Consider the following 26,025-nt stretch of genomic DNA (forward strand, 5'->3'; position numbering starts at 1 on the left):
CAGGTTCTAAGAGCGCGCTCGCGTACGAAGCCTTGGCGGAACGGTAATGCTTTATCGCGCGCCAGCAAGCTTCTGCGGAATCACTGTACGACCAGTCAGGCCTGCGCCGCGACCAACATCACCGTGGCGCGCCCTTCGCCGAGCAGTTGCGCTTGATGCGTTAAACGGAAACTGTATTGCTGGCTGTCCTCGCCCTGCATCAACACCTGTGCCTCGCACACGATCGCATCCGGCAGGTCGTCCAGATAGGCGACGTGCAACTCTACTGCACGCAGCGCCACCAGCAAGCCGAGGCGCGCCGGCTTGTCCGATTTTCGGCCCAGCAAGCCGCCATGCACGGCCATGGCTTGGGCGCCGTATTCGCACAAATGCAGCGCGCGCAAGCGGCCATCGGCGCGTAGCGGATGCATATCGCTGCGATGCGCGTGACTACGCAGCACGATGCGCTGCGCATCCCACTCGGCCACGTCCTCCCACAGGCACATGCTGCCCTGGTGGGGAATCAGTGTTGCAATCGCGTCACGTCCCCGCATACGTCTCTCCGCTATTGGTGCGCTCCAGTGCCGGCTCGCGCGACACCAGCAGGGCCAGAATGAAATTGAACAACACGCCCAGCGCCACCGTGCTGCCAATCGCGCGCAGCACCGGAATACTGGACGCGGCCAGCAAGGCGAACACCAGCAAGGTCATCAGGCTGCACACCATGAGCGCATGCAGCGTGCGTAGCTGATCGGCGTGATCGTCGCCGGCATGATCGAAAAACAGCGCGTAATCCAGCCCCAGCCCGGCCGCCAGAATCAGTGCGACCAGATGGAACAGATTGAGCTCCACACCGGTACCGCGCAGGATCGCCAGGATCAGCACGGTGGTCAGCGCCATCGGCAACAGCACGCGCACGACCCGGCGCGGGCTGCGCAGCGCGATCGCCACCGTCACCGCCAGCAGCAATGCGGCCAGCACCAGAGCACCAAGCACGCGTGCGCGATAAGCGGCAACCAACGATTCGGACGCATCTTTCAGATCCAGCAATTGCGCGCCGCTGCCCTGCACGGCCGCAGCCAACACCGCCGGATCGCGCAGACCTGTCAGCGAGACCAATGCGGTGCTGCGATCGCCGCGCCCCAGCAACAGCCCACCCACCGACGTCGCTAGCGGCGAGCCGGCCAGATCCTTCGGCAGTAGCGGCGCAGCCTGCTTTGCGGCGTCCAGATCCTGCAGGAACGGCGTAAACGCATCGCTGCGAAACGGCGTGGCGGCTACTGCGCTTTCGGTTTGCGCGCGCGCTTGCGCGGCATCCGGCAACGCTGCCTGGCGCGCATGCTGCGTCTTGGCACTGGGCAGATAACGCGCGGCCATGTCGTAGCCGGTCAGCGCGCTATCGCGCACCAACGCATCCAACCGCGGGCGCAATTGCTCGCTGGCCTGGAGCGCCGCCTCGTCATTGGCTGCGGGAAGCGCGAGCACGTAACGCACATCCGGCGCGCCCAGTTCCTGGCGCAGATGCGTGTCTTGCGCCAACGCCTTGGGCGGCACCGGGGTCAACGTCGACAGATCGTTTTGCCAGAACTGCCCTGGCGCAAACGCAATCACAGCAATACCGATGACGGCGATCACCGCCAGACTGGCACGCGGCCGCGGCAGACGCGCAATGCCACGCCACAGCGCGGCCAGAATGCGCGAATCGGCATAGTCGCGCGGGGCCGGATCGATCAACGAGGGCAACATCCAACGTGTGGTGATCGCAGCAGTCGCCAAGCCCGCGATGGTGAACACCGCCAGCTGCCGTAAACCGTCCACACCCGAAAACAGAAAGGTGACGTAGGCAATGCAGGTGGAGACCACGCCGGTGGCCAGCGTCGGCCACAGCTGCCGCGCGTTGTCGCGCGGATCCAGGCCGGGACGCTGATGACTGAACAAGTGGATCGGATAATCCTGCACCACACCGATCAGCGTGAACCCGAACGCCACGGTAATGCCATGCACACCATCGAACAACAATGCTACCGCGCCCAAGCCGGCCAGCCCCGCGCTTGCCAGCGGCAACACTCCGAGCACCGGAATCTTCCAGCTGCGGTAGGCAACCAGCAGCAGCAAGACCAAGCCCACGGTATCCAACGTCCCGATCCACTGCGCCTCGCCCTGCGTGCGCGCGGTGATTTCCACCGCGAATGCGCCTGGGCCGGTCAGCGTCAGTCGTGTCTTGCTGCCTTTGCTGACCCTGGCGAAGGCCGCTTGTACGGCGTCGTAAGCCAGCTGCTGGGCGGTGGGGTCGAACCCGGCCGCTCGCGTCTGCACGATCAGCAAGGCCGAGGTACCGGCACGATCGAACCACACTGCGTTGCGCGTCTGCGGTGCGGCGGCCGGCTGCAAGGTTTCTGCAAGATGCAGCACTTCCAGCGTGGGATCGCGCGGCAACAGCGGCTCCACCATCGCGGCTGCTGGCGAGCCCAGATCCTGCACCCGCGATTGCAATGCGGCTTTCAAGGTTTGCGTATCCAGCGGCGTCTTGTCGAAGCTGTCGCTGAGCAGATAACGGTACGGCAGCAAGCGCTCGGGAACCGCATCAAGCCCCGCATTTCCACCATTGCCCACCAGCTCGAACAACTCCGGCTGTGCGGCCAGGGCGTGCTGCAATTGTTGCGACTGCTCCGCCAGCGTGGCCGGGTCACTATTGGATAAGGACATCAGCAACAGCCGCGCACCAGGGCCTTCGCCAAGTTCTTCAATGAGAAGTTTTTGCGCAGGCGTGCGCGGGGCTGGCATGAATTTGCGAAGGTCGCCTGACACCCTGAGCGTCTGGCTCAACCAGAAACCTGCGACCACCAGCAGTGCCAGCCACAGCAGCGCCAGCCCGATGCGGCGGTTTGCATTCAATTTAAGCGGCATACCAAAGCCCTGCTACGACGGCAGAATGTGTCGGCCGGCCACGCGCGCGCGATAGCGCCGCCGAGGCGTCTTTCTTCTGCTGGGCGCGTACGGCACCAGCGCCTCTTTCTTGCCGAGGACGGTCGTTTGTCTGTTGCTAAAAGCGTGTCCCGACTGCGCACGCAAGACCCACACGCAATGCGTCACGCGCCAGACCCATGGCACAACGTAGTCAGCGCTGCCGCATCGATGACGCTTGCCGCGTCACGTGCCGCGCCGGCCAGCAGCGTGCGTTGCACGTCGCCCTTGGCAGGCAGGCTTTCGATGCAACGCAGCTCATCGTTGCGTCCGTACAGACGCAACTCGCGCACCTGCTTGGCGACGGCGGCGTCCTTGGGCTGCAGCGTCAGTTGCCACGCCTCAGGCTGGCCTTGTCCACTGACGCGGTATTGCTGTTCCAGCAGCGCGCGGTCGCCGACCAGCAACGCGCCGAAGCCGGACTTTAATCCGGCCAATTGGGGCACGCGGCTCAGCGAAAAGCGCCGCGGCGCTTTGCCTTCGCGTTCCAGCACGCCTTCGTCGCCTTTCAAGGTGGTGGTCTCGCGATACGGTGCGCTGACTTCGCGCACCAACGTCTGCGCATCCGGGCGACGGTAGTGGCCCTGCACGCGCAGCGGCGTCTTCAGCAGAGCAGACCCACGCAGTTCGACAAACTCGGTACTGACCGGCGCGGGGCGAGCCAAGCCCTGCAGCACTTGACCGACGTCCAGCGTCTCAGGCGGTGCGGCGCATAGCGGTGCGGCGCTGAACAGCAGTATCAGCATCCACGGCAGGGTGCGGCACATCGGCATGGTGGGTGTTCCAGAAATCGTAGAAGTTGAACCAGTTGTAAGGCGCGCAGCGCGTGTAATGTTCCAGCCTGGCGGCGTAATCGCGCATGAGTAATGCAAGCGCCGGCGCACGCTGGCGACGCGGTAGGTCCAGGCCTTCGCTGAACGTCTCGAACGCAAGTTCGTAATGATTGCCGCCGCGATACAGGCCGAACGCCAGCACCACCGGCACCTTGAGCGCAGCGGCGATCAGCCATGGCGAGGTCGGAAACATCGCGTTACGGCCGAGGAACATAGCAGGTAGCGCCGGGTCGCCCTCGCGTGGGCGATCGATCAGCAGCGCGACCAGCGCACCGGCGTCGGTAGCCTCCTTGATCGCCATGACGATCGAGGTGGCATCCATGCCGGCATCGATGATATTGGCGGCCAACTGCGGATTGAGCGCGCCCAGCAGATCGGTCATGGCGCGGTTGTGCGCCTTGTCCAGCACCACCTTGACCTGCACGTCCGGGCGTTCGGTGGCCAGCACGCGCAGCGCGTCGAAGCTGCCCAGATGCGAGCCGAAGATCAGCACGCCGCAGCTGCGATCCATCTGCGTGTGCAGTTGATCCAGCCCGGTAATGTCGACACGGAAGCGCTGCATCTGCCCGCGCAGCATGTACACGCGGTCCAGAATCGTCGAGGCGAAGGTGTGGATATGCCGAGCTACATCGCGCAGCCTGGCCGGGCGTCCCAACACGCGCGTCAGGTAGGCGCGCGACGCGGCGCGCTCGGGCGCACGCACCAGCAGAAAGTAAAGCGTGATCGGGTATAGCAGCGCCCGTCCCACCGACCGTCCGGCGTGCCGGGCGATGCCGCGAATCAACCACAACGCAAAACGCCCGCCACCTTCCGGACGCTTCTTCCAATGCTTACTCATGCCGCCGCCTCCGCTACCAGTTCGCCACTGACCAGCAACACGCCTGCGCGTTGCACGCGGAAACGCCAACGCGGGCCATCGCCATCCAGCGTCACCGAGGCGGTCTGGCCGGGCAGCAAGGGCTGCACGAACTTTACCTGCGGCAAACGTGCTGCGGCCCGTGGACCATGCAGCGCTTCCACCGCCTGCAGCACATGGTCGAGCACAACCACGCCAGGCACCACGGGGCGACCGGGAAAATGCCCGGGTAGGCAGGGATGATCATGCGGCACAACGAAGTCCATAAGCGCAGAACTCAGATCCTGGGTTGAAGCATTGCAGCCACGGCCTTGTGTGCCTGCTCGGTCAGTTGTTGGCGGTCCGGCGCATCCGGCACGGTCACCGCGATCGGGTCGCCAATGCGTACGCGAATGATGCCGGGGCGCACCCTGAACAGACCATCCACCGGCAGCACCTTGCCGCAGCCATCCACGGCAACCGGCACGACCTGCACACCAGCATCGATAGCGGCCTGCAGCAGCCCGGCCTTGAATGGCAACAGTGCGCCAGTACGACTGCGCGTGCCCTCGGGAAACAAACACAACTGTTTACCCTCGCGCAGCAGCGCAGCGGCCTGGCGTCGCACCATCGCCCCGGCACGGCGGCTGTCGCGGTCCAGAAACAGCATGCCGGTGGCCCGCGCATACCAATTCACGAATGGCACCTTGAGCATTTCGTCTTTGAGCAGAAACCGCAGCGGCACCGGCAGGGCCATGAACAGCACGCAGATGTCGATGACGGACTGATGATTGCTGACGAACAGATAATTCCTGGACCAGTCCACCCGCTCGCGGCCTTCCACGATCAGTTTGGCCCCGGCGCCACGCAGCAGCACCGGCGACCACATCCAGCCGCCCATGCGCAGCAGCCGATCAGCATCACGCGTGATCGCCAGCACCGCCAATGCATACACGATCCCGCCCGCGGTGAACGTCAGCGTGAAGGCTAATTGCAATAGGTTGAACACAGCCCACGCCAATCGCAACGGCATCCTTGGCAACGGCATTTTGTCTTGTCCCCGAAAATATGCACGTACGTCGCTATCCATGGCCACGCACTCAGCGCAGCAGATCGCGCCAGAATTCCGGACCGAGTCGCGCCATCTGGCGCAGGAAGTCTGGCAGATTACGATAGGGACGCTGTGGAAACCAGCGGCCGCGCAATAGATATTCAGCCACAAAGAAGCCGCCAACTACGCTATAGGCCAGCAGATTGGCGAACAGCGAGGCACGTGCATCGCTGATTGGCAGCGGAGAAGCGGAGCCCAATTGCACCAGCACGCCACTGGGTTCGGCACATAGACCGAGCACTAGGTTGACCAGGGTCAGCCCGCACAACAGCAGCGCCCAGGCCAGGGTGAGACGGCGGGTATAGCGGTATTGCTCGGGCGAGATCGGCATGCCGGCCCGGCGATACAGTCCTTCGACAATGCAAGTGATCAGTGGCGTGCGCCCGCGGCGCAGGCTGCGCCCGAAGAACCAGGCGATCCCGCCGGTGAACACCACCGGCGGCGCGGCCAGCAGCAACATCGCGTACGGCGAGCGCCACAACGCGCCCAGGCCGGCCAATGTCAACAGCGCCAACGCCCAGGCCCAGGCCCGGCGCGCGGCTATCGGTTCGATCAACACCATCAGCACCAATAAACCGCCCGCGATGACGGCCAGATCGGGGCGATGGCTTGCATTAGCCCAATGCGCCAACGGCGAATACGCCAGCGCCAACAGCACACCCAGCCCAAGCACCCACGGGGGCGCATCGCTAGGCGCTGACGTCGAGACCTCAGACGGTCTTGTGGGCTTGGACATGCGCCGACAATGCGCGCAGCGACGCGAAGATACGACGATTTTCATCAGTGTCCGAGCGCAGCTGGAAGCCGTAGCGCTTGCTGATCGCCAGGGCCAGTTCCAGCGCGTCGATCGAGTCGAGCCCCAACCCGGTATTGAACAGCGGGGCCTCCGGATCGATGTCGGCAGGCTGGACGTCTTCCACGTTCAGACTTTCGACCAGGAGTTCGGCCAGTTCACGTTCGGCGGCGGTTTGCGAGGACATCCGGAGCTTCCACAGGTGAGGGTCGGGCGACCAGATTCAGAACAAGCAACAAGCATCGCGGGCGACCATTGGATTTCGATGGGCACCGCGTCGATCCGCAGTGTACGTTGCCGCACCTGCCGATCCGAGCACCGACCACGTTCGACTGGCGGCCGCACTGCCATGTTGTCGGCCGTTCTTCGAAGTGGATCGGCGGCCGGCACAGCTGTCCGGACCGTCTATCAGGCTATCATGACTGAATGATGCTCGCTCGCTGCAGGTTCGTTCCAAGATGACTTCCACTGCTGTTAGCTCAACCCCGGAAGCTGGGCCGGCCCCAGGCCCCGAGTGTCCGGACGTCTTGATCATCGGTGGCGGTCCGGCAGGTTGCGCCGCGGCCATCGCGCTTGCCGAGCTCGGCTGGTCGGTCACCCTGCTCGAAAAAGAGCAGCACCCGCGCTTCCATATCGGCGAATCGTTGCTGCCGATGAACATGCCGATCCTTGAGCGCCTGGGTGTGCTCGAAGACGTGCGTGATATCGGTGTGCTCAAGCGTGGCGCCGATTTCCCCAACGATAGCGGCGGCTACAACACCTTCCGTTTTTCGCATGCGCTCGATGCCAAGGCCGATTACGCCTTCCAGGTACCGCGTGCGCAGTTCGATCAGGTGCTGTTCAAGCGCGCGCGCGCGGTAGGCGTGGATGCGCGCGAGCAGGTCAAGGTCGAGCAAGTGTGGTTCGATGGCAAACAGCCGGTGCTGCAGGCACGCACTGTGGACGGCGACGTGCAGCACTTCCGCCCGCGCTATCTGCTCGATGCCAGCGGTCGCGATACTTTTTTGGGCAACCGCTTCAAGCTAAAACGCGCCAATGCCAAGCATCAATCGGCCGCATTGTTCAGCCATTTTCGTGGGGTGGCGCGCCGAACGGGCGAGGATGCCGGCAACATCAGCATCTACCGGCACGCGCATGGCTGGATGTGGCTGATCCCGCTGCCGGACGACATCATGAGCGTGGGCGCGGTCTGCTACCCGGAATACATAAAGACGCGCAAGGGCGACAGCGAAGGCTTTTTCATGCGCACGCTGGCGCTCAATCCGGAACTCAGTGCGCGCATGATGGGCGCCGAGCGCGTGGCACCTGTGCACGCCACCGGTAACTATGCCTACGAATGCACGCAGATGGCCGGGCCGCGTTGGTTGATGCTTGGCGATGCCTATACGTTCGTCGACCCGATGTTTTCGTCCGGCGTGTATCTGGCCATGCATAGCGCCGAGCGCGGCGCAGCAATGGTGGATCAGGCTCTGCGCGTGCCGCAGCACGAGGCAAAACTGCAACGCGCGTTGCAGCGCGACCTCACGCGCGGCGTGGATGAATTCAAATGGTTCATCTACCGCTTCACCTCGCCGACCATGCGCGCCTTGTTCGCACAACCGCAGAACACCTTGCAAATGGAACAGGCGATGGTCGCGATGCTGGCCGGCGATGTCTTCGACAGCCCGAAAGTGCGCCTGCGCCTGCGTGCCTTCCGCGCCATTTATGCACTCACCACCTTGTCGATGATGCCGCACGCCTGGCACTCCTGGCGCCGACGCCGACGCCAGGCCAAGCTCGGTTTCGACGGCGACACCTTGCAACGAGACACGCAATGACCGCTTCCCAGGCCCAGACCACGGGCGCTGTGCGCCATCCCCGCCTGCAGGTCGATTATGTCGACCAGACCGACCCATCCACACTGCTGGCCGATCCGCACGTATTGGCCGTGTTCGGCTTCGGCGATGCCGCACCACGCCTGGACGACCCGCGTTATCTGCGCGTGCCGTTGCAGCCGTATCAGGCCAGCGTGCTGGAAGTGTGGCGCACCGATGTGTCGGTGCGCAGTGGCCGCGACGGCAACATCGCCTGGTCCAGCGACGGGCACCTGCAATTCGGCGTGATCGAGATCGACGAGCAGGATGTCGACATCGAAGGAGCCGCTGCGAAAGCGTACGCGCAGATCACTGCGTTCGTCAGCGGCAGCCAGACACCGCGCCTGCTGCGTATCTGGAATTGCCTGAATGCGATCACTCTGGGCACCGGTGACCGCGAACGCTATCGGCAATTCTGCGTGGGCCGCGCACGTGGCCTGGGCGCGTTCGATACCGCACAGTTGCCCGCCGCCACTGCGGTCGGGCGCTGTGATGCCGAACGCATCATCCAGATCTACTGGCTGGCCGCCGCCGATGCCGGCACTCCGCTGGAAAATCCACGCCAGGTCAGCGCATACAACTACCCGCGCCAGTACGGCCCGCAGCCGCCAAGTTTTGCACGCGCCATGCTGCCACCTGCCGGCAGCGACATGCCGCTGCTGCTGTCAGGCACCGCCGCCGTGGTCGGGCACGCCTCAATGCACGCCGGTCAATTACTGACGCAGCTGGAAGAAGCCTTCGCCAACTTCGACGCCCTGCTCGGCGCCGCGCGTCAGCACGCACCGGCCCTACCCGCGCAGTTCGGCGCAGGCACGCGCCTGAAGGTCTACGTGCGCGAACACGACGACCTGCCCAAGGTCGCGCAAGCCCTGGACGCCCGCTTCGGCGATGCCGTTCCGCGCTTATTGCTGCGTGCAGTGATCTGCCGCTCTGAGCTGGCGGTGGAGATCGATGGGGTGCATGGGTGTGATGTGCAGGCAGTCAAATCCTGACGCTTGATACAGCACACCGGTAACGCTCCATATGAGACCCGCAATCAGCCGTTGAGCAACCCCAGCACCACCTCGCGAGGCAATTTGCCGGTTTCGTTGCGTGGGAGCGCGGCAAGTTTGCGCAGGCGGCGTGGGAGGAAGACGGTGTCGACGCTGAGGCGTAGTGCGTCCAGAATCTGTGCTTCGTCCAGGCTTGGGGCAACCACCAGTGCGGCGATGCGACCGACCGCCTGACCAGGGTCGGGTGCGAGTTGCACGATGGTACCGTCGACGACGCCGGGAATGGCGAGGAGGCGACGGGTGAGATCAGCCAGCGATGCGCGTTTTCCGGCAATTTCCAGCGAATCGGCTTGCCGGCCGCGCACCTGAAAGCGGCCGTCGTCGGCCACATCCATCCTGTCGGCCAGCAACACTGGCGTGGCCAGATGCGGCGCGTACACCAGGGTGCCGGTCGCCTGCGTCTCAAGACGCACGCCCGGCAGTGGTGTCCAGACGGCTTCCAGCGCGGTGCGGCGCACAGCGAACACGCAGGTTTCGGTGGAGCCGAACATCTCGCGCACTTCACCGCCAAAACGCGCTTCGGCAGCGACCGCAATTTCGTGCGCCAGCGGCGCGGTAGCGGACACGATGCCAACCAGCGGCGGCAACCGCACGCCGGATTCGATCAACGCACGCAGATGTACTGGTGCAGTCACCAACACGCGAGGTTCGGGGACATCGGCCAGCGCGTGCGCCACATCGTCCGGGAAAAACGGCCGCCCGGCATGCACCGCCAGTGAGGTCACCATCGGCAGCAGCACCGACAGTTCCATGCCGTACATATGCTGCGGCGGCACCGTGGCGACCACATGCGGCACCGCGTCGGTGTGCGCCCACAGGCTTTGCAGCGCGACCAGATCCTGGCGCGTGCTGGTTAAGAAACTGCCCCAGGTTTTTGGATTGGGCTGCGGGGTGCCGGTGCTGCCGGAGGTGAAGCCGATCGCCACCAAAGCATCATCGGCCAACTGTGGAATCGGTCCCTCGGCCTGCGGCAACTCGGCCGGCAGCTGCCAATAGCGTGGCGGTGCCAACTCCAGCGCCAGATCGCCCAGGCAATACGCGTCGGCATGGCGCGCCTGCACTTCGCCGACCACAGCCGGTGCGCGCGAGGATGGCAGCAGCGACACCTGACCACGCAGCGCGCAGGCGTAGAAAGCGACCATGAAGCGGTAGCGGTCTTCACACAGATTCACCGCGTACTGGCCGTCCGGCAATTGCTGGGCCAGACCGTGCACGTGCGCGATGAAGGTGGCCAGAGCGACCGACTGCCCCGCGCGCCAGGCCAGCGGCCGGTCAGGCGCGCCAACGGCCATCGGATGGAAAACAGCAGAAGCGGGCAGGCTGGACATGTGAACCGACAGTCGCAAAATCGCGCTAGCTTGGCCGCCACCCGGGCTGCTGGCAAGTCGGGCGGTTTCCGTGTGCGGCGAAGAGCATCTGTCGAAACGACGACGCAGCTGCCGGGTGGGCACCGCCAGCGTTCGGACGTGTACCGGCGGCGTTTTGCGCGTTCCTTCCACATCCGCCTGGCTAATGCCTGCGACGTTTTTGGTCGCCGCTTTCAAAGTGAGTTGGTCAGAGCATCTGCACTGCACTTCTGGCGCGCGTTGTTCGTCGAAGCTGGCACGCCACAACACGCAGCGTGTGTTATGCGCGCGTCGTCAAACATCCATCGCGTCACGCTCCCTACGTCCCTAAACCCGTCTTCGCATAATTGGCGCAACGCTCCTTGTTCGAACGTGTGCAATGCGTTCGTAACTCCGAGATGTCGATTAAACGACGCCAAGTCCAAGCGCTGAGCATGTCGATTACGCAGCACGCAGGCGCAACTGTATACGCATCGCAGTCGGAGAGTTTAAGTATTCATTAGCACACCGTGTTGTCGCAGCGTGGTGCGCCCGCCATGCAGCTGTTTACTGCATCTGCCATCGTTGCCCAGCACACCGAATGGCCGGGTTCGCCATTTTCAATGGCTCTGCATTTCGACGAGGCGACATCTATAGCCCACACACATGACCTGTAGCCCAAGCCCGCTGCGTAAGCGAACTGCTAGGCTTGCCCGCTCTCCATCTGCGTCCGTTCGTTTCCGATGCCCAGATTGTTGCCGTTGACTCTTTTGCTGGTGGCCGCCACTGCGCATTCGCAATCGGCCGCACCGCTCACCATCGAACAGGTGATGGCCGACCCGGATTGGATCGGGCCGTCGGTGGAACAGGCTTGGTGGCAGTGGGACGGCAAGCAGGTGCAATACCTGCTCAAACGCAATGGCAGCCCTGTGCGCGACACCTATCGCCGGAGCACCAGCGGTGCCGCGGCAGAACGCGTGGCCGACAACGCCCGTGCCGGCCTGGATGCGGCGAACCCTAGCTACGACGCAACCCGGCAACGCATGCTGTTTGCGCGCAATGATGACGTTTTTTTGCGCGATCTGCGCTCCGGTGCGCTGACTCAGCTGACCCGCAGCAATGAGGTCGAATCGCGCCCGCAGTTCGCCAGCGATGGCGGTGCGATCTGGCGTGCGGGCAACAACTGGTATCACTGGCGCGCCGATGGCGGCACTGCGCTGGTGGCGGTGGTCAAGGCCGAGCGCGATCCCAACGCCGCGCCCAAAGCCGATGTATTGCGCGATCAGCAACTGGCCACCCTGGCCACCTTGCGCCGCGATCGCGAGCAACGCGACGCATTGCGCACGCAGGAAGATGCCTGGCGCCGCGCCGACGCTACCCGCGCGGCGGCGCCGGTCTATCTCGGCGATGAGGTGGAAATCGTCGACAGCGCGTTGTCGCCCGATGGCCGCCATCTGCTGGTGGTCACCCAGGCCAAGAGTGCCGAAGAAGGCCAGGCCGGCAAGATGCCCAAGTACGTGACCGAATCCGGTTACGAAGAATTCCAGGAAGTGCGCACCCGCGTCGGCCGCAATGCGCCGGTGGCGCATGCGCTGTGGCTGGTCGATGTCAGTGCCGGCACGGCAAGATCGCTGTCTTTTGACATGCTGCCGGGCATCGCCACCGATCCGCTGGCGGCGCTGCGCAAAGCGGCCAAGCGCGATGCGCTCAAGGGCAACCGGGCCGTGCGTGTTGAAAGCGATGGCGACGGCAGCGGGCCGGCGGTGCATTGGAGCGATGACGGCCGCAACGTGGCGGTCGAAATCCGCGCGGTGGACAACAAGGACCGCTGGATCGCCAGCGTGGATCTGGACAACGCCAGGCTGCAGCCGCGCCATCGCCTGAGCGACAGCGCCTGGATCAACTGGGACTTCAACGACTTCGGCTGGCTGCCCGACAATCGCACGCTGTGGCTGCTGTCGGAAGAATCCGGCTATTCGCAGCTGTACACGGTGGAAGGCAACGGTAAGCCACGCCAGCGCACCCGCGGCAAATGGGAAGTGTCGATGCCGGTACCCAACGCCGATGGCAGCGGCATGTTCTTTTTGTGTAATCAGAAATGGCCAGGTGATTACGAAGTCTGCAAGCTCGATCTGCGCACAGATCAAACCACTGAAGTCACCGCCTTGAATGGCGTGGAAGGCTTCAGCCTGTCGCCGAACGGGCAGCAGTTGCTGGTGCGCTATTCCGGCAGTTATCTGCCGGCGCAGCTGGCGGTGGTGCCGGCAACCGGCGGCCAGGCCACGGTGCTCACCGACACGCGCACGCCGGCGTTCAAGGCGCAAGCGTGGATCGCGCCGCAGTACGTGCAAGTGCCGTCCAAACACGGTGCCGGCACGGTGTGGGGCAAGTATTACGGCCCGAAAAATCCCGAGCCCGGCAAACAGTATCCGATCGTGATGTTCGTGCACGGCGCCGGTTATCTGCAGAACGTATCGGAGCGCTACACGCCGTATTTCCGCGAGCAGATGTTCCACAACCTGCTGGTGCAGCAGGGCTACATCGTGCTCGATCTGGACTACCGCGCCTCGGAAGGCTACGGCCGCGATTGGCGTACCGCGATCTACCGCAACATGGGTCACCCCGAGCTGGAAGACTATCTGGACGGTCTGGACTGGCTGGCCACGCAGAAGCAGGGCGACCGCACGCGCGCCGGCATCTACGGCGGCTCGTACGGCGGCTTCATGACCTACATGGCGCTGTTCCGCAGCCCCGGCACGTTCAAGGCCGGTGCGGCGCTGCGTCCGGTCGGTGACTGGATGCAGTACAACCACGAATACACCTCCAATATCCTCAACACGCCCGAGCTCGACCCGGAGGCGTACAAGACCTCTTCGCCGATCAACTACGCCGACGGGTTGCGCGACCATCTGCTGATCGCGCACGGCATGCTCGACGACAACGTGTTCTTCAAGGACTCGGTCGACATGACGCAGAAGCTGATGGAGCTGCACAAGGACAACTGGCAGATGGCGGCATATCCGCTGGAACGCCACGGCTTCACGCGTGCCGATTCGTGGCTGGACGAGTACAAGCGCATCCTCAAGCTGTTCAACGAGCAGGTGAAGCCGTAAGGCTGGCGGTGACGGTGGGGTGATGCGCGGTGCAGGCTTTGGCCGTGCCGATGCGACGACAACGGAGCCTGCCGCGGCGCATCCATCGTGCCGCGCATGGCGACAAGCTGCGGGTGCGACCGCACGCAAGGTGGCACGCATCGCCTCATCGCGTGACAGCATGCGTCGCACTCACCTCAACCTACGCATCTGGCTCTAAGCTTGTTGCAGGACCCGCGGATCGCTGGCGCATTGCGCTTGCCCCTGCACCGGTCCACCGCCTGACCGGTGCGCCGCCGACACAGCGGCAGCCTTCCACTCACCGACCGGCGCGCACAAGGTAGATGCGATGGGCCTGTGGGACCGTTTATTTGGACGCAAGACCGCAGCGGCGAAGCCGCCGCGCACGGAACCGGCAGCAGCGCCCTCGCCTACCGCGGACGATGCGGAAGCTTCCGTGGATATCGACCCCGCATTGCAGCCGGCGCTGGCAGCTTTTCAGCGTGGCGATCATGTGGGTGCCTACAACGCCGCCCAGGCACAGCTGCAGGTCGGTGCCGAGGCGCAACGCTTGTGCGCCCTGGCATTGAGCGCGCTGGACCGGTATCGCGAGGCGTATCCGCACTGGCTGGCGCTGTACGCGCTGGAGCCCACCGCGCACAACGCGCTGCAATTGGCGAGCACCTCGGTAATGTGCAACGAGATCGATCGTGGCGAACAGTGGCTGTTGACCTTCGACGATCTGAACGCACAGGAACGCTCGACCTCGCCGGCCACGGCGCGTACCAGTTTCCTCACCGCGCTGACCCGCGCCGGCCACGGAGCGCATGCGCTGCCGCACCTGGAGTGGTTGCGCGAGGCATACGCAGGAATGTCGATCACCGACGGTCATTTCCTGTACGTGCGCGGGCTGCCGTTTCTGGAGGCGTTTCTTGAGCGCAGCACGCCGTTGTTGCGCCAGTGCCTGCCGGCCGATGCGCTGCCCGGTTGGTACGCACAACTGCAACCGTCGCTGGATCCTCCGGGCCAGGCCGCGGTGGCCGCACATATCGCGTCGCTGCAATGAGCACGGCAGCCGCCGCGTCCTCACGACCACGCGGCGGCTTCGTCACGCCGCTGGCGTGGGTGTCGTTGTTGCTGGGGGTGGTCAGTGCGATGGCCAATCTGCTGCAGATCGCAATGCTCGCGCTGATGCCAGACGCCGCGTCGCTGCTGCCGGAGGGGATCGTCCTGCCGGCGTCATGGCAGTGGCTGATCGATCATGCGTTGTCGTTGTCGGTTGTGGGTGTGGTGCTGTCGGCCGCCTTTGCGTGGTTGAGCTGGGCCTTGCTGCAGCGACGCGAATGGGCGCGGGTGGGGTTCGTGGCGGTGTTGCTGGCGACAGGGCTACTCAATTTCGGCGGGCTGGCGTTGATCGGGCCGTTGTTTGAAGGTGTGCAGGCGCTGTTGCCGGCCGATGTGCTGCACAGCCCCGAGTGGCCGCAGATGCAGGCACGTCTGCACGCGACCCGCCAGGCTGCGTTGCTGTTGACCGGTTTGGGCGCCTTGGCAATCGGCTGCGTGCATGCGGCGCTGGCATGGCGGTTGTGTACGCCTGCCGTGCGCGCGGAGTTTGCGTCGTCGGGCCCGCATCAAAAGCGGCTAACAAAACGTAGCGAGCAGTCGCCAGGTGAGTGCGGACGGGGCTGAGCAACCGCAGAGTGCACGTGGTACATGCCGATTCCGGGCACCGGCCGCGCCAGTCTGGCGGTGAGCGCAATCGTTTTGTTAGCCCCTCTTAAGCGTTTGCTGAGGTTAGTGGCGTTGGGTACGGACGGCCTAGACGGCGCACCACTTCAAGACGTCGAGATTGCGAGCCTTAGCGTCGTTTGGCTGCCCCGAGCCTTGTAGGTCGAGGGCGCTGTGGCTACGCGAAGCATTGTCTCGCCCTGCGACGAACTAGCGCAATGGGACGCACGCACCGTGTGCGATGCACGGCTTAGAATTGGGACATGAACGAATTCGACCGTGTACGCGATTATCTGACCAGCTTGCAGGATCGTATCTGCGCTGCCGTGGAAGCCGCCGATGGGCAGGCGCGATTTGCCGAGGACCTCTGGCAACGCGAGGAAGGCGGCGGTGGGCGCACCCGCATCCTGCGCGATGGCGCGGTTTTCGAGCAGGCCGGCATCGGCTTTTCGGATGTGTCCGGCTCGCGCTTGCCGCCTTCGGCCAGTGCGCACCGGCCCGAACTGGCCGGGGCCACCTGGCGTGCCTGCGGGGTGTCGTTGGTGTTCCATCCGCACAATCCGCACATTCCGACCACCCACGCCAACGTGCGTTACTTCCGCGCCGAGCGCGATGGCGAGGTGGTGGCGGCCTGGTTCGGTGGCGGCTTCGATCTGACCCCGTTCTATCCGGTCGACGAAGACGTGCTGCACTGGCACCGTACCGCGCAGGCACTGTGTGCGCCGTTCGGCGAGGAGCGTTATGCGGCGCACAAGCGTTGGTGCGATGAGTACTTTTTCCTACGCCACCGCAACGAGACGCGTGGCGTGGGCGGGTTGTTCTTCGACGATCTGGGCCAGGACTTTGAGCGTGACTTCGCCTACCAGCGCGCGGTCGGCGATGGCTTTCTGGACGCCTACCTGCCGATCGTCGAGCGCCGCAAGGGCACGCCCTACGGCGAGCGTGAGCGCGAGTTCCAGCTTTACCGTCGTGGCCGCTACGTGGAGTTCAATCTGGTCTACGACCGCGGCACCCTGTTCGGGCTGCAGAGCGGCGGGCGCGCTGAAAGCATCTTGATGAGCCTGCCGCCGCGGGTGCGCTGGGAGTACGGCTTCGAGGCGGAACCGGGCAGCGCCGAGGCGCGGCTGATGGACTTTCTGGTACCGCGTGATTGGCTGGGCTGAGCTTGTCGATTAAATATACAGAATTGAATTAAACGCCGTACTGAGTAAGCGAGTTAATCGCGCCTGTGTAAATTTGTAATTGCCAGCGCGGCCAATGTATTCGGCCATTCGACGGATGTCTGACGCTACATTGCGAGAAAATTCAGGACTAAAAATAAAAAGCCCCGCAGACCAGGGGGAGGTCGGCGGGGCCAGGGAACGGAAACTTGGGGAGGAGTTTCCGTTCCGAGATCTGCTCCAGGGGATGGGAGAGATCTAGCGACAGGCGTTGCGCCCGTCGAGCGATATAACAACATTCTCTACATTGATGGATCGTGAAGATAACTGTTAAAGATCTGCAGAATTTAGCGATTATTCATGCCATCTATATTTGCTGAATTCTTACCCTGTCAGGTCTGCACATCCAGCATCTCAGAGCGATTTGCTGCGTCAGTGGGCTTGGTCCCAGTTAACGCCAACACCGGAATCGACTACAAGCGGGACACGCAACTCGGCGGCCGACGACATCCGCGTGGTGACCTCACTCAGCAGCGTGTCGACAAAATCGGCATCGGCCTCAAATACCAGTTCATCGTGCACTTGCAGAATCATCAACGCGCGCTCGGCGTGGCCGGCGATCCAGCCATCCACGCTGACCATGGCGCGCTTGATGATGTCGGCGGCGGTGCCCTGCATCGGCGCGTTGATGGCCGCGCGCTCGGCGCCGGCGCGCTGGCCCTGGCTGCCGGCGTTGATGAAGTCCAGGTATAGCCGGCGGCCGAACACCGTTTCCACGTAGCCCTTGTCGCGCGCCTGCTGGCGGGTGGTTTCCATGAAATCGCGCACGCCCGGGTAGCGGCTGAAATACAGCGCGATGTAGTCCTGCGCCTCGCCACGACCGATGCCAAGTTGCCGGGCCAGGCCGAACGCGCTCATGCCGTACATCAGGCCGAAATTGATCGCCTTGGCGGCGCGGCGCTCATCAACGCTGACGGTGTCGATCGTGCGGCCGAACACTTCCGCTGCAGTGGCGCGGTGCACGTCGGCGCCGGACTCGAACGCGCCTACCAGCCCAGGGTCGCCGGACAGGTGCGCCATGATGCGTAGTTCGATCTGCGAGTAGTCGCAGGCGATCAGCTTGCGCCCGGCCGGGGCGACGAAGGCACGGCGGATGCGGCGGCCGTCTTCGGTGCGGATCGGGATGTTCTGCAGATTCGGATCGGACGAGGACAAACGCCCGGTCGCGGCACCGGCCTGGTGGTAGCTGGTGTGCACCCGCCCGGACTGCGGGTGGATCATTTCCGGCAGCTTGTCGGTGTAGGTGCTGCGCAGCTTGGTCAGGCCGCGGTACTCCAGGATCACCCGCGGCAGCGCGTGTTGGTCGGCGATGGCTTCCAGCGCTTCTTCGTTGGTCGAGGGCTGGCCCTTGGGCGTCTTGATCACGGCCGGTAGCTTGAGCTCATCGAACAACAACGCCTGCAGCTGTTTGGGAGAATCCATGTTGAAGGTGCGCCCGGCCAGCTCGGTGGCCTTTTGCTGAGCGGCGAGCATGCGCTTGGACAGGTCGGCGCTTTGCCGGCGCAGTTCGGCTGCGTCCACACACACGCCGTTGGCCTCGATACGCGCCAGCACTTCCACTAGCGGGATCTCGATGTCGCGATAGACGCGCTCCAGCCCCGGCTCGGCAGCCAGCTTGGGGCCGAGCACGTGGTGCAGGCGCAGGGTGATGTCGGCATCTTCGGCGGCGTAGCGGGTGGCGTCGTCCAGGCTGATCTGCGCGAACGGGATCTGCTTGGTGCCCTTGCCGCAGACGTCTTCGTATTTGACGGTGTCATAGCCCAGATAGCGCTTGGCCAGGCTATCCAAGTCGTGGCGGGCGCTCCCGGAATTGAGCACAAAGCTCTCCAGCAAGGTGTCCTCGCTGTAGCCGGCCAGGGCGATGCCGTGGCGGCGCATCACGTGCAGATCGTACTTGCCGTGCTGGCCGAGCTTGCGCACGGCAGGGTCGGTGAGCAACGGCGCCAGCTGGGCCAGCGCCTGGGTGCGGTCGAGCTGGGCCGGGACGCCGGGGAAGGTGTGGCCGAACGGCAGATACGCTGCCTGGCCGGGCTCGGCGGCCACGCTCAGGCCGATCAGATCGGCCTGCAACGGGTCCAGGCTGTCGGTTTCGGTATCAAAGGCGAACTCGCCTGTGGCGCGCAGACGCGCAATCCAGCTGTCGAGCTGTTCCTGGGTCAGGATGGTGTCGTACTGCCCGGGTGCGGACAGCGCGGGGTCCATTTCCACCGGCGGGCTGACCGGGCCGGACACGAAGCCGGTGCCGCGCGCGCGACCGGGCTCGGTACGGGCACTGGCTGCGGCTGCGGCAGCGCCCAGCGCCATCGGCTCGATCGACAGACCGGCCTGAGCTGCAGCGCCGCCGAGTTCGCGTAGCGCTTGAGTGAAGCCGTGGCGTGCGTACAGCACCGCCAGCGTTTCGGCATTGGGCTCGCGCAGATCCAGCGCGCGCGGGCCGCTGGCCAGCGTCACGTCGGTCTTGATGGTGACCAGCTCGCGATTGAGCGGCAGGCGTGGCAGCGCGGCGCGCAGGTTCTCGCCGATCTTGCCCTTGATCTTGTCGGCGTTGGCGATCACGCCATCAAGCGAGTCGTATTCGGCAAGCCACTTGACGGCGGTCTTGGGGCCGCACTTCTCCACGCCGGGCACGTTGTCGACGGTGTCGCCCATCAGCGCCAGCAGGTCGACGATCTGGTTCGGGCGCACGCCGAACTTGGCGATCACCGCCTCGGCCGAATCCATGCGGCTGCCGCTCATGGTGTTGACCAGTTCGATGCCCGGGCGCACCAGCTGTGCGAAGTCCTTATCGCCGGTGGAGATGGTGACGCTCAAGCCATCGGCGGCGGCCTGCAGGGCCAGCGTACCGATCACATCGTCGGCTTCCACGCCATCGATGCGCAAGATGTCGATGCCCAACGCATGCACGATGTCGCACATCGGCTGCATCTGCGCGCGCAGGTCATCGGGCATCGAGGGGCGATTGGCTTTGTAATCGGCATACAAGTCGTCACGAAACGTCTTGCCTGGCGCATCCACCACGAACGCGATGTAGGCCGGGCGTTCCTTCAAGGTGGCGCGCAGCATGTTGACCACGCCGAACAATGCACCAGTGGGCTCGCCCTGGGCATTGGTCAGCGGCGGAAGCGCGTGGAACGCGCGATACAGGTAACTGGACCCGTCGATCAGGACTAATCTGCTCATGCGCCAATTCTACGCTGCACGCCCAAGCCGCACCGCCCAGCGCATACTGGCCGGCGACCTGGAACGGACAAACGACGATGAACAGAGCGAGTCTTTTACTGCTACCGTTACTGCTGCTCGGCGGCTGCGCCACCGGTAGTGCGAGTGTCGGCGGCGATGTACCGGCCGGTGCGGATGTCACCAGCAAGACCATGGGCAACGGCGACAAGGTCGACGAATATCGGGTCAACGGCCAGTTGGAAACGGTGCGCGTGACGCCCGCACGCGGTGCGCCCTACTTCCTGTACGACCGCAACCACGACGGCCACACCGATGCCGAGAAAGACAAGGTCAACAAGGTGTACTGGAAGCTCTATAGCTGGTGATTCCGGAATCGGGAATCGGGAATCGGGAATCGTAGAGCGTGAGCACAACAGCTGTGCGGCCGCTCGTCCCGGTAACGCCAACCTTGCGTGGCGTCTGCGGGATGCGATGGCTCGCCGGTTTCGGTACGCCGCAGCACGTCAGTGACAGGTATCGCTGGTGCTGTTGGTCTGGGGCATCTGACCTGGCTGAGCGCAATGCTCAGCTTTCTTCAAGCGGGCCGGTGACGCGTTGCAGTTCGTCGATGCCGCCCGGCGCCAGCTCTTTCATCAGCGCCAGAAAGTCGCAGCCGACCAGGCGCTGCGCGCGTCGCAGCAACATCGGCACCGGGCTGGAAGGCACGTTGCGCGCGTAATAGGCCCATATCTCTTGTCGCTGGGCGGAAAACAAGACTTCAGATAATTGCCTTACTCTGATTTTGATCACGACATCGTCAGCCCGCCCCTGCCTGGATCATCAGGACCACCGTCGCGCGCTTGCGCAAGCTCTTGCAATCGCGTCTGCTCCTGCATATCGCGGGCCTGGTTTGCGGCCAGATAGCGTTGTTCCGGCGCTGCGGCAAGTGCCTCGCTGGTAGGCATGCGAGCAATGGGGTCGAAAGGATTCAGATAACTCCCAGGGTGGGTACGCGTCACGAACATCGTCACTCCTCCTGGCTGTTTATCGCTCGGCACATTCAAGGCAACGCTCACCTTGTCACTCGGCTGGAATCCAGCCTCCACTGCCAATTTGTATGCACTCGCGTACCATACAATCACTCCGGTCATACCAAGGCTTATTGACGCTTTCATCGAGCTTGGCGATTGACAAGCGTATCTGCTCTACCAACGCGGCGTCTTGCGGTTTTGGACCCACCGCGCTCTGAAGATTTACGGGGCGCTGATCGCCAAGATGCCAATCCACCAATGCAGTCGAGTGGCTCGCTAAACGAGCAGCCGGTGCTGCAATTTTCCGCGTAGTCGCGCTGGTAGACGCATCTGTTGCGGGCGCTAGGGAAGGTCTGAACAACGCACCAGACCTCTAAAATTCGAGCCTGCTGCGTGCCAATAGCGCACAGAGTTGATGCGTACGATACGATTTCTACGGTTTCTTGCGGCGTTGGCTGGCGCCAGACAGCATTATCCCCTGGCCGGCAGCAACTGCCGGCGCACCATCCACAGATTGGATAGTGCGAACAGGGTCAGCACATGCGCGGTGTTCTTGGCCAGGCCGCGATAGCGGACCTTGGTGTAGCCAAACTGGCGTTTGATCACGCGGAATGGATGCTCCACCTTCGCACGCACACTTGCTTTGAAGTATTCCCAACGTTCTTCCTGGCGGCGCTCGCGTTTGTTGCCAATGGCTTGAATCGTCGAACGCTTGGCGGCAATGAAAAAACCAGCCTTGCAGGTCTGCAGTTCTTCGCGTTTGTCCGCACCGGTGTAGCCGCTGTCGCCGAACACACTGTCTTCTTTGCCGTGCAGCAATGCGTGGGTCACCGTGACATCGGCCACATTGGCAGCCGTACAACGGACGTGGTGCACCAGCCCGGAAAACTCATCCACGCCGATGGGTGCCTTCATCCCAAAATACCACTGATTGCCTTTCTTGGTCTGATGCATTTCAGGGTCGCGCGCGCGGTCGGTGTTCTTGGTCGAACTGGGCGCAGCGATCAGGGTTGCATCGACGATCGTGCCGGACCGCAGGCTCTGACCCTTGCGCACCAGATCCGCGTTGACGGCCTCCAGCATCCGCGCTGCAAGGCCATGGGTTTCCAGCAAGCGGCGAAAGTTGAGAATCGTGGTCTCGTCGGGAACATTGTCCAAACCACCGAGCCGGGCAAAACGGCGCAAGGTCCGGATCTCGTGCAACGCTTCTTCCATCGCCGGATCGCTCAACGCATACCACTGCTGCAGCAAATGAATCGGCAACATCGTCGCCAGTGCGTACGGCTGTCGACCAGGCCGCCCCGACACCGGATAGTGCGGCGCGATCAGTCCGAGCAAATGCCTCCACGGAACCACCTGCTCCATCTCGGCCAGGAAGATCTCGCAGCAAGTCTGCTTGCGCTTGCCCCAACCTTCAGCGTCACCGAACGTCAGTTGCATGGATGACTCCTCAACGTAGGTGTGTAGTGTCGCGCATTTGAAGTGCGTTGTTCAGAGGTTCCCTAGCGAGCAGGTGCGGACGGCGCGGAGCAACCGCAGTGTTCGCCTGGCAAATGCGTTTCGACGCACCGGCCGCGCCTGCCTGGCGGTGAGCGCAGACGTTTTGTTAGCCACTCTTAGAATGTTGCTCAACTGCGACGATCGTCCATGCTGAAAATAACGCTCTTACGCATAGCGGCGATTGCCTCGGTTGTCGATCGAGAGCGCATCGAAGAGTTATTCAGAGCTTCCCAAACGCGTCACCCACGCCGCAACACGCGATGGCTGCTCGCGCTGCGGCATCTGCCGCAGCGCGAGCGGGGCGCTCTGCGCGATCAGCCCAACGGTTCGTCGGACAGATAGGTGTAACCGGTCAGCCCGGCTTCCAGTGCATCGCTGAGTTGCTGTGCACGCTCCGGCGACAGCTGCGCGGCGGCGATGCGCTCGGCATAGGTCGCACGCAGCGTGTCCAGCTGATAGCCCACGTAGTCCAGCATTACGTCGGTGGTATCGCCACGGCGCTGCTGGGCGATGCGGTAGCCATCGCCATCCACGGTCACTTCCACTGCATCTGTATCGCCGAACAGGTTGTGGATATCGCCGAGAATTTCCTGATAGGCGCCGACCAGGAAAAACCCGATGCGATAGCTCTCGCCCGCGTTCAACGTATGCAGGGGCAACGAGCTGTCCAGGCTTTCGTTCTCGACATAGGTCTTGACCATGCCGTCCGAATCGCAGGTCATGTCGGCGATGATGCCGCGCCGCTGCGGCGCTTCGTTCAGGCGCTCGATCGGCAGAATCGGAAACACCTGATCGATCGCCCATACATCCGGGATCGACTCGAATACGCTGAAATTGACGAAGTACTTGTCCACCAGCCGCTCGTTGAGCTCGTCCAGCACCTGGCGGTGGCTCTTTTCGTCGAAGCTCAGGCGTGCACGCACGCCGTGCGCGATGGCATAGAACAAGTCGTCGATACGCGCGCGATGGATGAGATCGATCTGACCCAGCGCATATGCACTCACGCCTTCGGCATGGAAGTGCTGCGCCTCTTGGAACAACTCCACCGCAGGGCGCACATCGAGTTCATCGTGGATCGCGCGCAAGTGGCGAATCGCCGTTGGTTCGTCGTCGTGCGCGTCGGGCACGCGGCCTTCCGGCGCCTGCTCCACTTCGGACACGTTGGCGATCAGCACCGCGTGGTGCGCAGTCATTGCGCGGCCGCACTCGGTGACGATGCGCGGCGGAACCAGGCCGTGCTCTTCGCAAGCGCTCGCCAATGGCTGCACGATGTTGCTGGCATACGAATGCAGACCGTAGTTGATCGAGCAATAGCTACGCGAACGGGTGCCTTCGTAATCGATGCCCAGGCCGCCACCGACATCGACGTGGCTGATTTTGGCGCCCAGGCGCGAGAGCTCTACGAAGTAACGCGTTGCCTCGCGCATGCCGTTGGCGATGTCGCGTACATTGGAGATCTGCGAGCCCATGTGGAAGTGCAGCAACTGCAGGCTGTCGGCGTACTCGGTGTCGCGCAGCGTCTTCCACAGGTCCAGCACCTGGCGCGGCGACAGCCCGAACTTGGCCTTGTCGCCGCCGCTGTTCTGCCACTTGCCCGCGCCAAGCGAGGCCAAGCGCATACGCACGCCCAGGCCGGGCTTGAGGTCCAGCGCGCGCGCTTCTTCCAGCACCAGCTTCAACTCGGAGGGCTTTTCGATGACGATGAAGGTCTGTAGGCCGAGCTTGCGGCCGATCAGCGCCAGGCGGATGTATTCGCGGTCCTTGTAGCCGTTGCAAACGATCAGCCCGCCCGGGCGCGAGAGCGCCAGCACCGCCATCAACTCCGGCTTGCTGCCCGCTTCCAGCCCGAAACCGTCGCCGTGGTGGCTGGCCAGCGTGCCGGCCACACCGCGATGCTGGTTGACCTTGATCGGGTAAACGGCCGTGTAGCCACCGGCGTAGTCCCATTCGGACTGGGCCTGCGCGAACGCCGCCTGCAACTTGCCCAGGCGCTGGCCAAGAATGTCCGGGAAGCGCACCAACAGCGGCAATTTGGCGCCGGCCGCACGCGCTGCATCAACGACTTCGGGCAGCGACACCGACGGACCATCGCTGGTCGGTGTGACCACTACATGTCCGGCGTCGTTCACATCGAAGTACCCATCGGCCCAATGCGGGATCGAGTAGGTCTTGCGGGCTTGGTCGAGGGACCAATCGCTCATCTCGCTGACTCGGCTGGAATAAAAAGGGCGTGAAGTGTAACGCCTGGCACGCGCAGGGTCCGTTACAATCCGCGCCGACTTTCCGCCCCTCTCTGCTGGCAGGAGCAGGACAAAATGCGGTTCAGCCGCCGCGCAATTTGGCTGTATGCGACTGCGCCCGAACCTCCTCCTGCGCTTTGCGCCACCTTCTTCCGGTGGGAGAAGGAACAGCCTCCATTTCTCTCCAGGATTAACGCATGAGCGCCAACGACAACTGGTACATCGAACACTTCCAGCCGACCGGCTCGGCCATTGGCTTTCGCGTCAGCGGCAAACTGGACGAGGTGCAGTCCCCGTTCCAGAAAATCGAGATCTACCAGACCACCGACTGGGGCAAGTTGATGCTCATCGACGGCGCGGTGATGCTGACCAGCCGCGACAACTTTTTCTATCACGAGATGATCAGTCACCCGGCGCTGTTCACCCACCCCGCGCCCAAGCGGGTGGTGATCATCGGCGGCGGCGACTGCGGCACGCTGCGCGAGGTGCTCAAGCACCCAGGCGTGCAAAGCGCCACCCAGTGCGATATCGATGAGCAGGTCACCCGCATGTCGGAAACATATTTCCCCGAACTGTGCGATTCCAACCACGATGCGCGTGCCGAACTCCTGTTCGACGACGGCGTGGCCTACATGGCCAACTGCCCGGCCGGCAGCGTGGACATCGTGATCGTTGATTCCACCGACCCGGTCGGCCCGGCCGAAGGCCTGTTCAACAAGGCGTTCTATGAAAGCTGCTTCAAGGCGTTGAAGGACGACGGCATTCTGGTGCAGCAATCTGAATCGCCGCTGGCGCTGCTGGACCTGATCAAGGAAATGCGCACCGAAATGGGCAAGGCCGGCTTCCAGTCGTTTAAGACCCTGCCGTTCCCGCAGCCGTGCTACCCCACCGGCTGGTGGAGCGTGACCATGGCCAGCAAGCAGGCCAACGCCGATTTTGCGTTCCGCCAGGACGCGGCGCAGGCCAAGGGCTTCGAGACGCTATACTACAACGCGCACCTGCACACTGGCGTGCTGGTTGCGCCGCCATTCGTGGCCAAGGCACTGGGCGAGTTAAGCGCTGGCAGCGACACATAGCGAGCAGTCGCCAGAGCGACATGGCCGGCACGCAGCACTCGCCATGGCCGCGTAACAGGCGAGTGCGCGTAGCCGCTGCGCTCGCCTGCTGGCTGCACAACGGTGTTGACGCTGTGCCCAGTCACCCGCGGCCGGCGTTGCGATCTGTGCGCCGGCTGCTGCAAGAGCAGAGCACCGCAGACCGCCGCTTCAAGCGCCTACCAGAACAACTGCGTGCACCGCCGGCCGCGGTGC

General features: G+C 63.7%; 20 protein-coding genes, 1 other RNA gene and 2 pseudogenes. 8 read left to right on the forward strand and 15 right to left on the reverse strand.

Annotated elements, in window-relative coordinates; all coding sequences use genetic code 11:
* Positions 1 to 95 precede the first annotated feature (95 nt).
* The 8 genes from PD885_RS18150 to xanC all read right to left on the reverse strand — a co-directional run bounded on the left by PD885_RS18150 (position 96) and on the right by xanC (position 6,702).
* A complete protein-coding gene (locus tag PD885_RS18150) occupies positions 96 to 533 on the reverse strand; it encodes a hotdog family protein (protein WP_002809677.1) in 438 nt (145 codons plus the stop codon).
* Positions 520 to 2,886, reverse strand: a complete 2,367-nt coding sequence (locus PD885_RS18155; protein ID WP_088057041.1) for an MMPL family transporter — start codon at positions 2,884 to 2,886, stop codon at positions 520 to 522. The genes PD885_RS18150 and PD885_RS18155 overlap by 14 nt, the downstream gene beginning before the upstream one ends.
* 182 nt (positions 2,887 to 3,068) lie before the next feature.
* Positions 3,069 to 3,716, reverse strand: a complete 648-nt coding sequence (locus PD885_RS18160; protein ID WP_002809672.1) for a LolA-related protein — start codon at positions 3,714 to 3,716, stop codon at positions 3,069 to 3,071.
* Entirely contained in the window at positions 3,640 to 4,614 is a 975-nt protein-coding gene (locus PD885_RS18165) for a lysophospholipid acyltransferase family protein (protein WP_002809659.1), read from the reverse strand. The genes PD885_RS18160 and PD885_RS18165 overlap by 77 nt, the downstream gene beginning before the upstream one ends.
* Complete coding sequence (locus PD885_RS18170; RefSeq protein WP_002809656.1) at positions 4,611 to 4,898, reverse strand: ApeI family dehydratase; 288 nt, start codon at positions 4,896 to 4,898, stop codon at positions 4,611 to 4,613. Before PD885_RS18170 ends, PD885_RS18165 begins: the two co-directional genes overlap by 4 nt.
* A gap of 11 nt (positions 4,899 to 4,909) precedes the next feature.
* Entirely contained in the window at positions 4,910 to 5,659 is a 750-nt protein-coding gene (locus PD885_RS18175; RefSeq protein WP_002809639.1) for a lysophospholipid acyltransferase family protein, read from the reverse strand.
* 52 nt (positions 5,660 to 5,711) lie between these two features.
* On the reverse strand, positions 5,712 to 6,395 hold the full coding sequence (locus tag PD885_RS18180; RefSeq protein WP_082244278.1) for a COG4648 family protein: 684 nt from the start codon (positions 6,393 to 6,395) through the stop codon (positions 5,712 to 5,714).
* Positions 6,396 to 6,432: 37 nt separating this feature from the next.
* Complete coding sequence (gene xanC / locus PD885_RS18185; protein ID WP_002809636.1) at positions 6,433 to 6,702, reverse strand: xanthomonadin biosynthesis acyl carrier protein XanC; 270 nt, start codon at positions 6,700 to 6,702, stop codon at positions 6,433 to 6,435.
* A 271-nt stretch (positions 6,703 to 6,973) separates the two neighbouring features.
* Between xanC and PD885_RS18190 the strand changes: the two genes are divergently transcribed.
* On the forward strand, positions 6,974 to 8,332 hold the full coding sequence (locus PD885_RS18190) for an NAD(P)/FAD-dependent oxidoreductase (protein WP_040762729.1): 1,359 nt from the start codon (positions 6,974 to 6,976) through the stop codon (positions 8,330 to 8,332).
* Positions 8,329 to 9,360, forward strand: coding sequence for a chorismate transformation FkbO/Hyg5 family protein (locus PD885_RS18195; protein ID WP_002809632.1), 1,032 nt, complete (start codon positions 8,329 to 8,331; stop codon positions 9,358 to 9,360). The genes PD885_RS18190 and PD885_RS18195 overlap by 4 nt, the downstream gene beginning before the upstream one ends.
* 44 nt (positions 9,361 to 9,404) lie before the next feature.
* Here the strand turns inward: PD885_RS18195 and PD885_RS18200 are convergent, their stop codons facing one another.
* Positions 9,405 to 10,748 (reverse strand): AMP-binding protein, encoded by a 1,344-nt coding sequence (locus PD885_RS18200; RefSeq protein WP_040762728.1) that lies wholly within the window; start codon positions 10,746 to 10,748, stop codon positions 9,405 to 9,407.
* A gap of 749 nt (positions 10,749 to 11,497) precedes the next feature.
* Between PD885_RS18200 and PD885_RS18205 the strand changes: the two genes are divergently transcribed.
* The 3 genes and pseudogenes from PD885_RS18205 to PD885_RS18215 form a co-directional block, all read left to right on the forward strand.
* Positions 11,498 to 13,858 carry a S9 family peptidase gene (locus PD885_RS18205; protein ID WP_002809629.1) on the forward strand — a complete coding sequence of 787 codons (2,361 nt, stop codon included), beginning with the start codon at positions 11,498 to 11,500 and terminating at the stop codon, positions 13,856 to 13,858.
* A gap of 328 nt (positions 13,859 to 14,186) precedes the next feature.
* Positions 14,187 to 14,903, forward strand: a complete 717-nt coding sequence (locus PD885_RS18210; protein ID WP_002809627.1) for a hypothetical protein — start codon at positions 14,187 to 14,189, stop codon at positions 14,901 to 14,903.
* Positions 14,900 to 15,460, forward strand: a pseudogene (locus tag PD885_RS18215) (hypothetical protein); the annotation flags it as partial. The gene PD885_RS18210 and the pseudogene PD885_RS18215, both read left to right, overlap by 4 nt.
* A gap of 16 nt (positions 15,461 to 15,476) precedes the next feature.
* Here the strand turns inward: PD885_RS18215 and PD885_RS18220 are convergent.
* Positions 15,477 to 15,552, reverse strand: a non-coding RNA gene (locus tag PD885_RS18220) — sX9 sRNA.
* 276 nt (positions 15,553 to 15,828) lie between these two features.
* Between PD885_RS18220 and hemF the strand changes: the two genes are divergently transcribed.
* Positions 15,829 to 16,728 (forward strand): oxygen-dependent coproporphyrinogen oxidase, encoded by a 900-nt coding sequence (hemF, locus tag PD885_RS18225; protein WP_002809623.1) that lies wholly within the window; start codon positions 15,829 to 15,831, stop codon positions 16,726 to 16,728.
* A gap of 429 nt (positions 16,729 to 17,157) precedes the next feature.
* Here hemF and polA read toward each other — a convergent pair whose 3' ends face one another.
* Positions 17,158 to 19,965 (reverse strand): DNA polymerase I, encoded by a 2,808-nt coding sequence (gene polA, locus PD885_RS18230; RefSeq protein ID WP_002809620.1) that lies wholly within the window; start codon positions 19,963 to 19,965, stop codon positions 17,158 to 17,160.
* A gap of 77 nt (positions 19,966 to 20,042) precedes the next feature.
* On the opposite strand from polA, the gene PD885_RS18235 reads away from it, so the two are divergent.
* Positions 20,043 to 20,330 carry a DUF2782 domain-containing protein gene (locus PD885_RS18235; protein ID WP_002809617.1) on the forward strand — a complete coding sequence of 96 codons (288 nt, stop codon included), beginning with the start codon at positions 20,043 to 20,045 and terminating at the stop codon, positions 20,328 to 20,330.
* Positions 20,331 to 20,529: 199 nt separating this feature from the next.
* On the opposite strand, the pseudogene PD885_RS18240 reads toward PD885_RS18235, so the two are convergent.
* From PD885_RS18240 to speA, 4 genes and pseudogenes are all read right to left on the reverse strand, one after another.
* A pseudogene (locus tag PD885_RS18240) lies at positions 20,530 to 20,697 on the reverse strand (type VI secretion system protein TssA); the annotation flags it as partial.
* A 53-nt stretch (positions 20,698 to 20,750) separates the two neighbouring features.
* Positions 20,751 to 20,969 carry a hypothetical protein gene (locus PD885_RS21765; RefSeq protein WP_197493705.1) on the reverse strand — a complete coding sequence of 73 codons (219 nt, stop codon included), beginning with the start codon at positions 20,967 to 20,969 and terminating at the stop codon, positions 20,751 to 20,753.
* Between the two features lie 477 nt (positions 20,970 to 21,446).
* A complete protein-coding gene (locus PD885_RS18250) occupies positions 21,447 to 22,415 on the reverse strand; it encodes an IS5 family transposase (RefSeq protein WP_088057042.1) in 969 nt (322 codons plus the stop codon).
* 374 nt (positions 22,416 to 22,789) lie between these two features.
* Entirely contained in the window at positions 22,790 to 24,676 is a 1,887-nt protein-coding gene (gene speA, locus PD885_RS18255) for an arginine decarboxylase (RefSeq protein ID WP_002809610.1), read from the reverse strand.
* Between the two features lie 236 nt (positions 24,677 to 24,912).
* Here speA and speE point away from each other — a divergent pair, with 236 nt between their 5' ends.
* Positions 24,913 to 25,791 carry a polyamine aminopropyltransferase gene (gene speE, locus PD885_RS18260; protein WP_002809607.1) on the forward strand — a complete coding sequence of 293 codons (879 nt, stop codon included), beginning with the start codon at positions 24,913 to 24,915 and terminating at the stop codon, positions 25,789 to 25,791.
* The last annotated feature ends 234 nt before the right edge of the window (positions 25,792 to 26,025 follow it).

This window comes from Xanthomonas fragariae, assembly GCF_900183975.1.
Taxonomy (GTDB): Bacteria; Pseudomonadota; Gammaproteobacteria; order Xanthomonadales; family Xanthomonadaceae; genus Xanthomonas; species Xanthomonas fragariae.